Source organism: Halospina denitrificans (assembly GCF_004364635.1).
Classification (GTDB): Bacteria; Pseudomonadota; Gammaproteobacteria; order Pseudomonadales; family Oleiphilaceae; genus Halospina; species Halospina denitrificans.
Genome location: NZ_SOAX01000008.1, coordinates 7196 through 20921 on the forward strand (window position 1 = coordinate 7196; position 13726 = coordinate 20921).

Genomic DNA, 13726 nt, shown 5'->3' on the forward strand with positions numbered 1-13726 from the left:
AGTGGGTAAGCAAAAGTTTGAAAGAGATAAGCCGCATATCAACGTGGGCACCATTGGTCACGTGGACCACGGCAAGACGACACTGACGGCGGCGCTGACCCGCGTGAGTGCGGAAGTGTTTGGCGGCGAAGCGCGCGCGTTTGATCAGATCGACAACGCGCCGGAAGAGAAAAACCGTGGTATCACGATTGCGACCTCGCACGTGGAGTACGGTTCCGAGACGCGCCACTATGCGCACGTTGACTGTCCGGGGCACGCGGACTACGTGAAGAACATGATCACGGGCGCGGCGCAGATGGACGGCGCGATCCTGGTGGTCTCCGCCGCTGACGGCCCGATGCCGCAGACGCGTGAGCACATCCTGCTGTCACGCCAGGTCGGTGTACCGCACATTGTGGTATTCCTGAACAAGGCGGACATGGTCGATGATGAGGAGCTGCTCGAGCTCGTCGAGATGGAAGTTCGCGAACTGCTCAACGAGTACGACTTCCCGGGTGACGACACGCCGATCATTACCGGTTCCGCGCTGATGGCGATGGAAGGTAAGGATGACAACGGCTACGGCACCACAGCGGTAGCGAACCTGATCAAGGCGATGGATGAGCACATTCCGGAGCCGGAGCGGGCGATTGACCAGCCGTTCCTGATGCCGATTGAGGACGTTTTCTCAATCTCGGGGCGTGGTACAGTGGTAACGGGGCGTGTAGAGCGCGGCGTGCTCAAGACCGGCTCCGAGGTGGAGATTGTGGGTCTGCGCGATACGCAGAAGACGGTCTGCACGGGTGTTGAGATGTTCCGCAAGATGCTGGACGAAGGTCGAGCGGGCGAGAACATCGGCGCACTGCTGCGCGGCACCAAGCGTGACGACGTCGAGCGTGGCCAGGTTCTGGCACATCCGGGTTCGATCACACCGCACACGGTCTTCGAAGGCGAGATCTACGTGCTGAGCAAGGAAGAGGGTGGCCGTCACACGCCGTTCTTTACCGGGTATCGGCCGCAGTTCTACTTCCGGACCACGGACGTGACAGGCACCTGTGAGCTGCCCAGCGGCGTTGAGATGGTAATGCCGGGCGATAACGTCAAGCTGACCGCCACGCTGATCTCGCCGATCGCGATGGAAGACGGTCTTCGCTTTGCGGTTCGCGAAGGTGGCCGTACCGTTGGTGCCGGCGTGGTAACCAAGATTATTCAGTAAGAGTTTAGGTGCAGGCCAGTAGCTCAATTGGCAGAGCAGCGGTCTCCAAAACCGCAGGTTGGGGGTTCGATTCCCTCCTGGCCTGCCATTTATTTGGCACCCACAAAGTTGATTCCTATGGAGTCCAGTTCCAGACAGGCCTCAACCCGCTTTGATGCTGTAAAGTGGGTTGTTGTTGTTGCCGTGATCGCTGTTGGGGTTGCGGGCAACTATTATTTCGGCAATGAGTCTCTGCTGTATCGGACGCTTGCCATGGTCGCCCTTGCGCTGGTTGCAGGCTTTATTGCGCTGCAGACCGATAAGGGACGTCGACTTGCGCAGCTGATGAAAGAGGCGAAGGTTGAGATTCGCAAGGTCGTCTGGCCAACCCGTCAGGAGCTTCTTCAGACAACCGCCATCGTGTTGGCGTTCGTGCTGTTGGTAGCGCTTTTGCTGTGGGGTATGGACTCCCTGGTCGCGTGGGTTGTCGCAAGCTTGATCGGTTAAAAAGAGGGAACGTCATGGCGAAGCGCTGGTATGTGATACACGCGTACTCCGGCTTTGAAAAGCATGTCATGCGGTCCCTCCGGGAGCGGGTGCAGCTGAACAACATGGAAGACCTCTTTGGTGAGATCCTTGTTCCCACCGAAGAAGTCGTTGAGATGCGCGAAGGCAAAAAGCGTAAGAGTGAGCGCAAGTTCTATCCGGGGTACGTGCTTGTACAGATGGAGATGACCGATGAAACCTGGCATCTCGTCAAGAGCACACCGCGGGTAATGGGCTTTATTGGCGGAACGCCGGATAAGCCAGCGCCGATTACGGAAAAGGAGGCGGAAGCCATCCTGCAACGGGTTGAAACCGGCGCCGAACAGCCGAAGCCCAAGACGTTGTTTGAGCCAGGCGAGATTGTGCGCGTTACAGAAGGGCCTTTTGCCGATTTCAATGGTGTTGTTGAAGAAGTGGATTACGATAAGAGCCGCGTGAAAGTGGCGGTTCTGATCTTTGGCCGGTCTACACCGGTTGAGCTTGAGTTTGGCCAGGTCGAGAAAGACTGAGGGCCAGACTCTGACAAAAGGCTCGCGGCCAGTCGGTCGCGGGCTTTTTATGTCTTTCAGGGGAGCCCGGAACGGGCGTTCGAACCCATCAGGAGGTTAACGTGGCTAAGAAAATTGAAGCGTACATCAAACTGCAGGTGGCAGCTGCCAAAGCGAATCCCAGCCCCCCTGTAGGTCCGGCTCTGGGTCAGCATGGTCTGAACATCATGGAGTTCTGCAAGCAGTTCAATGCAGAAACCCAGGATATGGAGCCCGGCCTGCCCATCCCCGTTGTAATCACTGTTTACAGTGACCGGAGTTTTACCTTCATTACGAAGACACCTCCGGCACCGGTTCTGCTCAAGAAAGCAGCGGGTGTTTCCTCAGGCTCCGGTCGTCCGAATACCGACAAGGTTGGTAAGGTCAATCGCGAACAGCTCGAAGAAATCGTTAAAACCAAGGAACCCGATCTGACCGCAGCCGATATGGACGCCGCCGTGCGTACCATTGCCGGAACCGCGCGCAGCATGGGCCTTGAAGTGGAGGGGCTCTGAGATGGCAAAACTGAGTAAACGCCAGAAGCTGATCCGTGAAAAGGTTGACCGGACAAGCAGTTATGGTATTGAGGATGCGGTTGCCATCCTCAAGGATCTGGACCAGCATACGAATTTTGAGGAATCCGTTGATCTGGCCGTGAATCTGGGCGTTGATGCGCGGAAATCGGATCAGGTTGTTCGTGGTTCCACCGTTCTCCCCAATGGTACCGGCAAAAGCGTTCGCATTGCTGTCTTTGCCCAGGGTGACAACGCGGATAAGGCTCAGGCAGCTGGTGCCGACGTTGTGGGCATGGATGATCTGGCGGAACAGATCAAGGGCGGTGATCTCGACTTTGACGTTGTGATTGCCACGCCGGATGCAATGCGTGTTGTTGGGCAGCTTGGCCAGATTCTTGGCCCGCGTGGCCTGATGCCGAACCCGAAGGTTGGTACGGTTACTGCCGACGTTGAAACCGCGGTTGGTAACGCAAAAGCGGGACAGGTTCGATTCCGGACTGACAAGAAGGGCATTGTCCACTGCACGGTTGGCAAGGTGTCCTTTGATGCTGCCGCGATCCGTCAGAACGTCGAGGCACTGGTGACGGATCTCAGGAAGCTGAAGCCGTCTACCGCGAAAGGTGTCTATGTCAAGAAGGTGACGCTGTCCTCCACCATGGGGCCAGGGATTACCATTGACCAGTCCTCGCTGTCCGCTTGAGGCTGGTATTGAATACGGGGGCGCCTGATGGCGCGCCCAGCAAGCTTTGTAGTCTTGGCGTGAGCCGGACTGTCAAAGACCGCAGGTCCTCAATCTCCACGAGGAGAGACGAGATTAAAGCAATGCCTGCGCAGACGGTGTAAGACGTTCTCTCCGAACAGCACCGTAAGGTCGCCCGAAAGGGCGTAAGTTGATCGCCGATCCTGGATCGGCACAACCTGAGGAGTAAAACCAGTGGCAATCAGACTCGAAGGCAAAAAGGCGATTGTCGCCGAAGTCAACGAGGCTGCCAGTGGTGCTTTGTCTGTTGTCCTTGCGGACTACCGGGGTGTGGACTCCGGCAACATGACCGCATTGCGCGCCAAGGCCCGGGAACAGAATGTGTACCTGCGAGTGGTGCGTAACACCCTCGCAAAGCGCGCTGTTCAGGGCACTGAGTTTGAGTGCGTGAATGATGTGCTCGTGGGGCCCACCCTGTTTGCGTTTTCCATGGAAGATCCGGGAGCGGCGGCACGTCTGCTCAAGGATTTTGCCAAGGAAGATAAAGACTTCGAGATCAAGGCACTGGCCGTTGGTGGCGAACTGCTCGGTGCGGACCAGATTGACCGCCTTGCCAAGCTTCCGACGCGTGACGAAGCGCTGTCGCAGCTGGCCGGCACAATCCAGGCTCCGATCACCAAGCTGGCGCGGACCTTCAATGAGGTTCCGACCAAGGTTACCCGCGCGGTGGCCGCAGTTCGTGACCAAAAGAAAGAAGCAGCCTGATTGGTTTATATTATTTTTGAATCTGGAGAATAGTCATGGCTCTGTCGAAAGACGATATCTTGAACGCAATTGCTGAAATGAGCGTCATGGAAGTTGTTGAGCTCGTTGAAGCAATGGAAGAAAAGTTCGGCGTTTCCGCTCAGGCGGCCGTCGCAGCAGCTCCGGCTGCCGGTGGTGGCGAAGAAGCTGCCGCTGCTGAAGAACAGACCGAGTTTGATGTTGTACTGACCGCCGGTGGCGAAAAGAAGGTCAACGTCATCAAGGTGGTACGTGAACTGACCGGTCTTGGCCTGAAAGAAGCCAAGGCGCTCGTTGACGGTGCCCCCGGCACGGTCAAAGAAGGCGCAAGCAAGGATGATGCTGACGAAGCAAAAACCAAGCTTGAGGAAGCAGGCGCCTCTGTTGAGCTCAAATAACGGCTTGATCGGCCGGTTAGAGCAGTACTGACGCGGATTGGCTGGTGGTGTATACCGCCGGCCTTTTCGCGTTCTATACAGGTTGCTCATGACTACTGTCATGAGCTGCCCGGAATTTTCCGGGCTCAGTCCCGGGTCGCGCTTCGCACCCGGGAGACACCAGTTATTAAGTCCGAAGCTGGGGAACGTAGATGACTTACTCCTATACCGAGAAAAAGCGAATCCGCAAAGAGTTTGGCAAGTTGCCATCCGTTATGGATGTCCCGTTTCTGCTTGCGACGCAGATCGACTCCTATCGGGATTTTCTGCAGCTTGAATCAGGTGCGGAGGATCGTAAGGAGACGGGCCTGCACGCCGCATTCCAGTCCGTTTTCCCGATTACGAGCTACTCGGGCAATGCGGCCCTGGAGTATGTCAGTTACAGGCTGGGCGATCCGGCCTTTGACGTGAGGGAATGCCAGCTCCGCGGTGTCACCTATGCCGCGCCGTTGCGTGTGAAGGTTCGCCTTGTCATCTATGACAAGGAGTCCTCCAACAAGGCGGTGAAGGACATCAAGGAGCAGGAAGTGTACATGGGGGAAATGCCCCTCATGACCGTGAACGGCACCTTTGTTGTGAATGGCACCGAGCGGGTCATCGTATCCCAGCTTCACCGGTCGCCGGGTGTCTTCTTCGACCATGACAAGGGTAAGACGCACTCATCGGGTAAGCTCCTGTATACCGCCAGGGTGATCCCCTATCGCGGATCCTGGCTTGATTTCGAGTTTGATCCGAGAGATTCGGTCTTTGTACGGATTGACCGCCGGCGCAAGCTGCCCGCTACCATTCTGTTGCGCGCATTGGGTTACAGTTCCGAAGAGATCCTTGATCTGTTCTTTGAAACCAGTCGTTTCACGCTCGGCAAGGACACCTGCCGGTTGGAGCTGGTGCCAAGCCGTCTGCGCGGTGACATCGCCACCTTTGACATCAAGGATGGCGAGGGCAATGTTATTGTGGAGAGTGGTCGGCGCGTAACCGCCCGCCATATCCGTCAACTTGAAAAGTCGGGCGTGACGGAACTCGAGGTTCCGCGTGAGTACCTGCACGGGCGCGTTACCGCTCAGGATATCGTTGATGAGAACACCGGTGAGGTTATTGTCGAGTGCAATACGGAGCTCACCCAGGAGCATCTTGAAAAGTTTGAAGAAGCGGGCATCAAGACTGTTGAGACCATCTACACCAACGATCTCGACTGCGGTCCCTTTATCTCCGATACACTGAGGATTGACCCTTCGCGGAACCAACTGGAAGCACTGGTCGAGATCTATCGCATGATGCGTCCGGGCGAGCCGCCGACCAAGGAATCCGCCGAGAGTCTGTTCAATAACCTGTTCTTTTCGGAGGATCGCTACGATCTGTCCGCAGTGGGCCGGATGAAGCTCAACCGCCGGCTGGGCCGTGAAGAGCTCGAAGGATCCGGTGTGCTCGAAAAGCAGGACATCATCGATGTCCTGCGCACGCTGGTTGATATCCGTAACGGCAAGGGCGAGACCGACGACATCGACAACCTGGGCAACCGCCGTATCCGCTGTGTGGGCGAGATGGCGGAAAACCAGTTCCGCGTCGGCCTGGTACGGGTTGAGCGCGCGGTACGCGAGCGTCTGAGCCTTGCTGAGAGCGAGGGCCTGATGCCCCAGGACCTGATCAATGCCAAGCCGGTAGGGGCGGCAATCAAGGAGTTCTTTGGGTCCAGTCAGCTGTCCCAGTTCATGGACCAGAACAACCCGCTTTCCGAGGTAACGCACAAGCGGCGTGTCTCGGCGCTTGGTCCGGGCGGCCTGACCCGTGAGCGGGCGGGCTTCGAGGTGCGCGACGTACACCCGACGCACTATGGCCGTGTCTGCCCGATCGAAACACCGGAAGGGCCGAACATCGGCCTTATCAACTCATTGGCGACCTATACCCGGACCAACCAGTACGGGTTCCTGGAGAGTCCATACCGGAAGGTACATGACGGCCAGGTTACCAATGAGATTGTCTATCTCTCGGCGATTGAGGAAAGCAATTACATTATCGCCCAGGCCAGCGCCAAGATGGACGAGAACGACAAGCTGGCCGATGAGCTGGTCACGGTGCGCCACAAGAACGAATTCACCGTGATGCCGCCTGAGAAGGTCAACTTCATGGACGTGTCACCGCGTCAGGTTGTCTCCGTGGCAGCAGCGATGATTCCGTTCCTTGAGCACGACGACGCGAACCGGGCCCTGATGGGTTCCAACATGCAGCGTCAGGCGGTTCCAACCCTGAGAGCGGACAAGCCCCTGGTTGGTACGGGCATGGAGCGTATCGTCGCCAAGGACTCTGGTGTCTGCGTGACAGCCGAGCGCGGCGGTGTCATTGAGAGTGTGGATGCATCGCGGATCGTTGTCCGTGTGCGGGATGAGGAAACCGCGGCCGGTGATGCCGGGGTCGATATCTACAATCTGGTTAAGTACACGCGTTCCAACCAGAACACCTGCACCAACCAGCGCCCGATTGTACAGCCGGGTGACGTGATCGCCCGGGACGATGTCCTTGCTGACGGCCCCTCGGTGGATCTGGGTGAGTTGGCCCTGGGCCAGAACATGCGGATGGCCTTCATGCCCTGGAATGGCTACAACTTTGAGGACTCCATCCTCATTTCCGAAAGGGTAGCCCAGGAAGATCGTCTGACTACCATTCACATCCAGGAACTGACCTGTGTGGCCCGGGATACCAAACTGGGCTCAGAGGAAGTCAGCGCGGATATCCCCAACGTGGGCGAGCACGCCCTGTCCAAGCTGGACGAGTCGGGCATTGTCTATATCGGTGCTGAAGTGGATGCCGGCGACATTCTTGTCGGCAAGGTGACGCCCAAGGGTGAAACCCAACTGACGCCGGAGGAAAAGCTCCTGCGCGCTATCTTTGGCGAGAAGGCCTCGGATGTGAAGGACACCTCGCTGCGGATGCCGACAGGCAAGCGCGGTACCGTCATTGATGTCCAGGTGTTCACGCGCGACGGGGTTGAAAAGGACCAGCGGGCGCTTTCCATTGAACAGGAAGAGCTGGATTCCTTCCGGAAGGACCTCCGGGATGAATACCGGATTGTCGAGGCGGCTACATTTGAACGTCTGGCCGCGGCGCTCAACGGCCAGGCCGTACTCAGCGGCCCCGGCCTCAAGAAAGGCGATACGCTGACCGACGATTACCTGGGTAAGCTGTCTTCCGAGGAATGGTTCAAGCTGCGTCTTCAGGATGACTCACTGAATGAGCTCCTGGAGCGTGCTGAGCAGCAACTCGAGGAACGCCGCAAGGATCAGGAAGAGCGTTTCGAAATCAAGCGCGGAAAGATCCAGCAGGGTGACGACCTTGCTCCGGGTGTGCTCAAGATCGTGAAGGTCTACCTGGCCGTCAAGAGCCGCATCCAGGCTGGTGACAAGATGGCGGGCCGGCACGGTAACAAGGGCGTTATCTCGGCGATCATGCCGACCGAAGACATGCCCTTTGATGAGCAGGGCGAACCGGTGGACGTGGTCCTCAACCCGCTGGGCGTTCCCTCGCGGATGAACGTGGGTCAGGTTCTTGAGACACACCTTGGCGCTGCGGCACGGGGTCTTGGCGACAAGATCAATCGTATGCTGGAGCAGCAGAAGAAGGTGGGCGAGATCCGCCAGTTCCTGGGTGAAGTCTACAACGGTACGAATACGCCACACGTCGATCTGGATGAGCTTACCGACGACGAAGTGATCAACATGGCGAAGAACCTTCGCCAGGGTGTGCCGATGGCGACAGCCGTCTTTGATGGTGCCAATGAAACCGAGATCAAGCAGATGCTGGAGCTTGCCGATATGGACTCCAGCGGGCAGATCCGGCTGTTTGATGGGCGCACGGGAGATGCCTTCCACCGACCCGTGACCGTTGGCTACATGTACATGCTCAAGCTCAACCATCTGGTCGAGGACAAGATGCATGCGCGTGCCACCGGGTCGTACAGCCTGGTTACGCAGCAGCCGCTTGGCGGTAAGGCCCAGTTCGGCGGTCAGCGCTTTGGTGAAATGGAGGTCTGGGCCCTGGAGGCCTATGGCGCCGCTTACACCCTGCAGGAAATGCTGACCGTGAAGTCCGATGACGTGAACGGGCGGACGAAGATGTACAAGAACATTGTGGACGGGGATCACAGGATGGAGCCGGGCATGCCCGAATCCTTCAATGTTCTGGTCAAGGAAATCCGCTCCCTGGGTCTGGATATCGACCTCGAGACGGACTGAAACCGGAATCCCGTTTGGCAGCGAAGGGGGTGGTTGCCACCCCCAAAGATTAACGCTCCGGAGCCAATATCATGAAAGATCTGCTCAACTTGCTGAAAAGTCAGAACCAGAAGCAGGAATTCGATTCGATTCGGATCGGCCTGGCTTCCCCGGAAATGATCCGGTCCTGGTCCTTTGGTGAAGTTAAAAAACCCGAGACTATCAACTACCGCACCTTCAAGCCGGAACGGGACGGTCTGTTCTGTGCCAAGATCTTTGGCCCAGTCAAGGACTATGAGTGCCTGTGCGGCAAATACAAGCGGCTGAAGCACCGCGGCGTCATCTGTGAGAAGTGTGGCGTTGAGGTGGCCCTGGCCAGTGTCCGGCGTGAGCGGATGGGGCATATTGAACTGGCCAGCCCGGTGGCACACATCTGGTTCCTGAAATCACTGCCTTCGCGTATTGGCCTGCTTCTGGACATGACGCTGCGGGATATCGAAAGGGTTCTGTATTTTGAATCCTTTATCGTGATTGATCCGGGCATGACCACACTGGAGCGCGGTCAGCTGCTTAACGACGAGCAGTACTACGAGGCTCTCGAGGAGTTCGGCGACGAGTTTGATGCGCGCATGGGTGCGGAAGCTGTCAAGGAACTGCTGGCAGATATTGATCTGGGTGAGGAAGTGGAGAAGCTGCGCGAGGACATTCCGCAGACCGCCTCCGAGACCAAGATCAAGAAGCTGTCCAAGCGTCTCAAGCTGATGGAAGCCTTCTATTATTCCGGGAACGATCCCCAGTGGATGATCATGGAAGTGCTTCCTGTGTTGCCGCCGGACCTGCGGCCGCTGGTCCCCCTCGATGGTGGCCGTTTTGCGACGTCGGACCTGAACGATCTCTATCGGCGGGTCATCAACCGTAACAACCGCCTCAAGCGTCTCCTGGAGCTCAACGCGCCGGATATTATCGTGCGCAACGAGAAGCGCATGCTGCAGGAATCCGTGGACGCGTTGCTCGACAACGGCCGTCGCGGTCGGGCCATCACCGGCACCAACAAGCGGCCGCTGAAGTCACTGGCCGATATGATCAAGGGTAAGCAGGGGCGTTTCCGTCAGAACCTGCTGGGTAAGCGCGTGGACTATTCCGGGCGTTCCGTTATCGTCGTCGGTCCGTATCTGAAGCTGCACCAGTGCGGTCTGCCCAAGAAGATGGCCCTGGAACTGTTCAAGCCGTTCATCTTCTCCAAGCTGGAACATCGGGGCCTGGCCACCACCATTAAGGCCGCCAAGAAGATGGTCGAGCGTGAGGAAGGTGTGGTCTGGGATATCCTGGAAGAAGTGATCCGGGAGCATCCGGTCCTGCTGAACCGGGCGCCCACGCTGCACCGGCTCGGCATCCAGGCGTTTGAGCCGATCCTGATCGAAGGCAAGGCCATCCAGCTGCATCCGCTGGTCTGTGCGCCCTATAACGCCGACTTTGACGGTGACCAGATGGCGGTGCACCTGCCGCTGACCCTGGAGGCGCAGCTTGAATCGCGGGCGCTGATGATGTCCACGAACAACGTTCTTTCACCGGCCAACGGTGAACCCATCATCGTGCCTTCCCAGGACGTTGTGCTCGGGCTTTATTACATGACCCGTGAACGCCTTCGCGCCAAGGGCGAGGATCGGATCTTTGCCGACCTCGATGAGGTGACCCGTGCCTTTGGTGCCGAGGAGGTTGATCTCCAGGCACGGATCAAGGTGCGTGTTACCGAAGTGGATCTTGATGATGAGACGGGTGAGCGCCACGTTACTACCAGCATCAAGGAAACCACTGTTGGTCGGGCAATGCTCTACAACATCACGCCCGAAGGCCTGCCTTTCAGCCTGGTTGACCAGGCCATGGCAAAGAAGCAGATCTCTAAGCTGATGAACGCGTGCTACCGCGAGGTTGGCCTGAAAGAAACCGTGGTGTTTGCGGACCAGCTGATGTACACCGGTTTCCACTACTCGACCGTTTCCGGAACCTCCATCGGTGTGAATGACTTTGAAGTGCCGAAAGAGAAGTACGAAATGGTTGAGGCTGCGGAAGCCGAGGTCATGGAGATTGAGCAGCAGTTCTCTTCCGGTCTTCTGACCCAGGGTGAGAAATACAACAAGGTGATCGATATCTGGGCGCGTGCCAACGACCAGGTATCCAACGCCATGATGTCCCGTCTCAGTAAAGAGGACGTGATCAATCCCGATGGTGAGGTGGCGACCGATGAGAACGGTGAAACCCTGACCCAGGAGTCCTTCAACTCGGTCTATATCATGGCCGATTCCGGCGCCCGGGGTTCCCCCGCGCAGATCCGTCAGTTGTCGGGTATGCGGGGCCTGATGGCCAAGCCGGATGGCTCGATCATCGAGACACCGATCACGGCCAACTTCCGGGAAGGCCTGAACGTTCTGCAGTACTTCATCTCAACCCACGGTGCACGTAAGGGTCTTGCGGATACCGCCCTGAAGACCGCGAACTCGGGTTACCTGACACGTCGCCTGGTTGACGTCTCGCAGGATCTGGTGGTTGCTGAGCCTGATTGCGGTACCGAGGACGGTATTCTGATGACGCCGCTGGTTGAAGGTGGCGACGTGGTTGTACCGCTGGGCGATCGTATCCTGGGTCGAGTAACGGCCAAGGACGTATTCACCCCGGGCGATAAGGAAAACCCGGTGGTCGATGCGGGCACGCTGCTTGACGAGAAGCTGGTTGAAAAGGTTGAGCGTGCCGGCGTGGACGAGGTCTGGGTTCGCTCTGCGATCACCTGCCATACCCGTTACGGCATCTGCTCCAACTGCTACGGCCGCGACCTGGCGCGTGGTCACCTGGTGAACGTCGGCGAGGCAGTCGGTGTTATCGGTGCCCAGTCGATCGGTGAGCCTGGAACCCAGCTCACGATGCGGACCTTCCACATCGGTGGTGCCGCGAGCCGTGCATCGGCAACGGACAACATCCAGGTCAAGCACGGTGGTAAGGTTCGCCTGCACAACCTCAAGTCCATCGAGAAGACGGATGGAACCCAGGTCGTGGTGACCCGTTCCTCCGCGCTGGCCATTGCGGACGAACACGGTCGTGAGCGTGAGTGGTACAAGCTGCCCTATGGCGCGGTGCTGGAAGTCAGTGAGGGTGACATGGTCGACGCCGGTGGCGTCGTGGCCAAGTGGGACCCGCACACTCACCCGGTTATCGCGGAGGCGGCCGGCACGGTCCGGTTCTCCAATATCGAGGAGAATATCACGGTCAAGACGCAGACCGACGAGCTCACCGGTCTCTCTACCATTGAGGTCATGGACCCCAATGACCGCCCTGCCTCCGGTAAGGACCTGCGTCCGACCATCGAGCTTGTCGACGAAACCGGCGAGCCGGTAACCCTTGCCGGGGGTTCCGCGGCCCAGTACTCCCTGCCCTCCAGCGCCCTGGTGACACTCCGGGATGGGGACAAAATGGAGCTGGGTGACGTTATTGCACGGATTCCGCAGGAAACCACGGGCACACGGGATATCACCGGTGGTCTGCCGCGGGTTGCGGATCTGTTCGAAGCGCGCAAACCCAAGGAGCCGGCCATTCTCGCGGAAGTCAGCGGTGTGGTCAGCTTCGGGAAGGAGACCAAGGGCAAGAAGCGCCTGGTGATCACGCCGAGGGATGGGGATGCCTACGAGGCGCTCATTCCCAAGTGGCGTCAGCTGAACGTCTTCGAGGGTGAGACGGTCGACCAGGGCGAGGTGATCTCGGATGGCCCGTCCAACCCCCACGACATACTGCGCCTGCTCGGTATCACGGAGCTTGCGAAGTACATCACCAACGAGATCCAGGACGTGTACCGGCTCCAGGGTGTTGGTATCAACGACAAGCACATCGAGGTGATCTGTCGGCAGATGCTGCGCAAGGTGGAGATCGTGGATCCGGGCGATACGCGCTTTATCGGTGGTGACCAGATGGAGTATACCCACGTCATCGAAGAGAACGAACGCATGGAAGCCGAAGGCAAGCAGCCCGCAAGCTTCCAGCGCGAATTGCTGGGGATTACCAAGGCCTCGCTGGCAACGGACTCCTTCATTTCGGCGGCCTCCTTCCAGGAGACAACGCGTGTTCTCACCGAGGGCGCGGTTACCGGCAAGCGGGATTACCTGCGCGGTCTGAAGGAAAACGTCGTCGTTGGACGTCTTATTCCGGCGGGCACCGGCCTGGCGTATCACGAAGAGCGCCGTCGCCGGCGTGAACAGGCGGATCAGAACGTGAGTGCTGATGATGTAGTCGAGGCGCTCAGTGCCGAGCTCAACAAGTAATTGCTGTAATCGGCAGTTCTGCTCAGAAACTGGTCAATATTCTTGACTGAGCGGGGGCGCAGACTTAAACTTGCGCCCCCTTGTTAAATTACCCCTATTGATGGGGTGTAAAACCTTTGAGAACCGGAGTTAGCTTACATGGCAACTATTAACCAGTTGGTCCGTAAGCCTCGTAAACGGCGGGTTGCGAAAAGCGACGTACCGGCGTTGCAGGCATGCCCTCAACGTCGCGGCGTGTGCACCCGTGTCTACACGACAACCCCGAAGAAGCCGAACTCGGCACTGCGGAAGGTCTGTCGTGTACGCCTGACCAATGGCTACGAGGTGGCTTCCTATATTGGTGGTGAAGGGCACAACCTTCAGGAGCACAGTGTGGTCCTGATTCGTGGCGGCCGGGTCAAGGACCTGCCGGGTGTTCGTTATCACACAGTACGGGGAACCCTGGATACACAGGGTGTTCAGGATCGTCGTAAGGGCCGTTCCAAGTACGGTACCAAGCGTCCGAAGTCCTGATCGACAGACGCATAAACACATA

10 protein-coding genes and 1 tRNA gene are annotated in these 13726 nt (G+C 58.0%); all 11 read left to right on the forward strand.

The genetic code is table 11. The features are described 5' to 3' along the window. The first annotated feature begins 1 nt into the window (after position 1). Entirely contained in the window at positions 2 to 1195 is a 1194-nt protein-coding gene (gene tuf / locus DES49_RS14250; protein WP_133737108.1) for an elongation factor Tu, read from the forward strand. A gap of 12 nt (positions 1196 to 1207) precedes the next feature. Then, a tRNA-Trp gene (locus tag DES49_RS14255) sits at positions 1208 to 1283 on the forward strand. Between the two features lie 29 nt (positions 1284 to 1312). Next, positions 1313 to 1681 (forward strand): preprotein translocase subunit SecE, encoded by a 369-nt coding sequence (gene secE, locus DES49_RS14260; RefSeq protein WP_133737109.1) that lies wholly within the window; start codon positions 1313 to 1315, stop codon positions 1679 to 1681. 14 nt (positions 1682 to 1695) lie between these two features. Beyond that, positions 1696 to 2229: a transcription termination/antitermination protein NusG gene (gene nusG, locus DES49_RS14265; protein WP_133737110.1), complete on the forward strand. Its 534-nt coding sequence runs from the start codon at positions 1696 to 1698 to the stop codon at positions 2227 to 2229. Between the two features lie 101 nt (positions 2230 to 2330). Next, on the forward strand, positions 2331 to 2762 hold the full coding sequence (gene rplK, locus DES49_RS14270) for a 50S ribosomal protein L11 (protein WP_133737111.1): 432 nt from the start codon (positions 2331 to 2333) through the stop codon (positions 2760 to 2762). 1 nt (position 2763) lies between these two features. Then, complete coding sequence (rplA, locus tag DES49_RS14275) at positions 2764 to 3462, forward strand: 50S ribosomal protein L1 (RefSeq protein WP_133737112.1); 699 nt, start codon at positions 2764 to 2766, stop codon at positions 3460 to 3462. A 234-nt stretch (positions 3463 to 3696) separates the two neighbouring features. Further along, positions 3697 to 4227 (forward strand): 50S ribosomal protein L10, encoded by a 531-nt coding sequence (gene rplJ / locus DES49_RS14280; RefSeq protein WP_133737113.1) that lies wholly within the window; start codon positions 3697 to 3699, stop codon positions 4225 to 4227. Between the two features lie 35 nt (positions 4228 to 4262). Beyond that, complete coding sequence (gene rplL / locus DES49_RS14285) at positions 4263 to 4643, forward strand: 50S ribosomal protein L7/L12 (RefSeq protein ID WP_133737114.1); 381 nt, start codon at positions 4263 to 4265, stop codon at positions 4641 to 4643. Positions 4644 to 4834: 191 nt separating this feature from the next. Beyond that, positions 4835 to 8908, forward strand: coding sequence for a DNA-directed RNA polymerase subunit beta (gene rpoB, locus DES49_RS14290; protein WP_133737115.1), 4074 nt, complete (start codon positions 4835 to 4837; stop codon positions 8906 to 8908). 71 nt (positions 8909 to 8979) lie between these two features. Then, on the forward strand, positions 8980 to 13191 hold the full coding sequence (rpoC, locus tag DES49_RS14295) for a DNA-directed RNA polymerase subunit beta' (protein ID WP_133737116.1): 4212 nt from the start codon (positions 8980 to 8982) through the stop codon (positions 13189 to 13191). 138 nt (positions 13192 to 13329) lie between these two features. Next, a complete protein-coding gene (gene rpsL, locus DES49_RS14300; protein ID WP_133737117.1) occupies positions 13330 to 13704 on the forward strand; it encodes a 30S ribosomal protein S12 in 375 nt (124 codons plus the stop codon). Positions 13705 to 13726 lie beyond the last annotated feature (22 nt).

Bases quoted from the DNA above. Each gene is read 5' to 3' on its own strand.
- secE (WP_133737109.1), top strand. From the start codon at position 1,313: ATGGAGTCCAGTTCCAGACAGGCCTCAACCCGCTTTGATGCTGTAAAG.
- nusG (WP_133737110.1), top strand. From the start codon at position 1,696: ATGGCGAAGCGCTGGTATGTGATACACGCGTACTCCGGCTTTGAAAAG.
- rplA (WP_133737112.1), top strand. From the start codon at position 2,764: ATGGCAAAACTGAGTAAACGCCAGAAGCTGATCCGTGAAAAGGTTGAC.
- rplL (WP_133737114.1), top strand. From the start codon at position 4,263: ATGGCTCTGTCGAAAGACGATATCTTGAACGCAATTGCTGAAATGAGC.
- rpoB (WP_133737115.1), top strand. From the start codon at position 4,835: ATGACTTACTCCTATACCGAGAAAAAGCGAATCCGCAAAGAGTTTGGC.
- rpoC (WP_133737116.1), top strand. From the start codon at position 8,980: ATGAAAGATCTGCTCAACTTGCTGAAAAGTCAGAACCAGAAGCAGGAA.
- rpsL (WP_133737117.1), top strand. From the start codon at position 13,330: ATGGCAACTATTAACCAGTTGGTCCGTAAGCCTCGTAAACGGCGGGTT.